Here is a 1,737-nt window from a genome sequence, read left to right on the forward strand (position 1 = left end):
TCGCAACGCTCTTTAACAATTTATCAGACAATCTGTGTGGGCACTCGCAGGATTGATATCAACGTCTCCGGACGTAAAAAATATCAAGCCTCACGAGTGAACACATAATGAAATTCATTATGACGTTTTACAGATGAGCACCGCTGAACTTGTTTCAGCAAATCGAACTTTTAATTGAAGAGTTTGATCATGGCTCAGATTGAACGCTGGCGGCAGGCCTAACACATGCAAGTCGAACGGTAGCACAGAGAGCTTGCTCTTGGGTGACGAGTGGCGGACGGGTGAGTAATGTCTGGGAAACTGCCCGATGGAGGGGGATAACTACTGGAAACGGTAGCTAATACCGCATAACGTCTTCGGACCAAAGTGGGGGACCTTCGGGCCTCACACCATCGGATGTGCCCAGATGGGATTAGCTAGTAGGTGGGGTAACGGCTCACCTAGGCGACGATCCCTAGCTGGTCTGAGAGGATGACCAGCCACACTGGAACTGAGACACGGTCCAGACTCCTACGGGAGGCAGCAGTGGGGAATATTGCACAATGGGCGCAAGCCTGATGCAGCCATGCCGCGTGTATGAAGAAGGCCTTCGGGTTGTAAAGTACTTTCAGTGGGGAGGAAGGCGATGAAGTTAATAGCTTCGTCGATTGACGTTACCCGCAGAAGAAGCACCGGCTAACTCCGTGCCAGCAGCCGCGGTAATACGGAGGGTGCAAGCGTTAATCGGAATTACTGGGCGTAAAGCGCACGCAGGCGGTCTGTCAAGTCGGATGTGAAATCCCCGGGCTCAACCTGGGAACTGCATTCGAAACTGGCAGGCTAGAGTCTTGTAGAGGGGGGTAGAATTCCAGGTGTAGCGGTGAAATGCGTAGAGATCTGGAGGAATACCGGTGGCGAAGGCGGCCCCCTGGACAAAGACTGACGCTCAGGTGCGAAAGCGTGGGGAGCAAACAGGATTAGATACCCTGGTAGTCCACGCCGTAAACGATGTCGACTTGGAGGTTGTGCCCTTGAGGCGTGGCTTCCGGAGCTAACGCGTTAAGTCGACCGCCTGGGGAGTACGGCCGCAAGGTTAAAACTCAAATGAATTGACGGGGGCCCGCACAAGCGGTGGAGCATGTGGTTTAATTCGATGCAACGCGAAGAACCTTACCTGGCCTTGACATCCACGGAATTTGGCAGAGATGCCTTAGTGCCTTCGGGAACCGTGAGACAGGTGCTGCATGGCTGTCGTCAGCTCGTGTTGTGAAATGTTGGGTTAAGTCCCGCAACGAGCGCAACCCTTATCCTTTGTTGCCAGCACGTAATGGTGGGAACTCAAAGGAGACTGCCGGTGATAAACCGGAGGAAGGTGGGGATGACGTCAAGTCATCATGGCCCTTACGGCCAGGGCTACACACGTGCTACAATGGCGCATACAAAGAGAAGCGACCTCGCGAGAGCAAGCGGACCTCATAAAGTGCGTCGTAGTCCGGATCGGAGTCTGCAACTCGACTCCGTGAAGTCGGAATCGCTAGTAATCGTAGATCAGAATGCTACGGTGAATACGTTCCCGGGCCTTGTACACACCGCCCGTCACACCATGGGAGTGGGTTGCAAAAGAAGTAGGTAGCTTAACCTTCGGGAGGGCGCTTACCACTTTGTGATTCATGACTGGGGTGAAGTCGTAACAAGGTAACCGTAGGGGAACCTGCGGTTGGATCACCTCCTTACCTGAAGATACCTTCCCGCGTAGTG

At 53.5% G+C, this 1,737-nt stretch carries 1 rRNA gene; it reads left to right on the forward strand.

Going from position 1 to position 1,737, the window contains the following annotated elements:
• Nucleotides 1-171: 171 nt before the first annotated feature.
• Nucleotides 172-1,712: ribosomal RNA gene (locus tag ID864_RS23645) — 16S ribosomal RNA — on the forward strand.
• Nucleotides 1,713-1,737 lie beyond the last annotated feature (25 nt).

The organism is Erwinia aphidicola (assembly GCF_014773485.1).
GTDB lineage: Bacteria > Pseudomonadota > Gammaproteobacteria > Enterobacterales > Enterobacteriaceae > Erwinia > Erwinia aphidicola.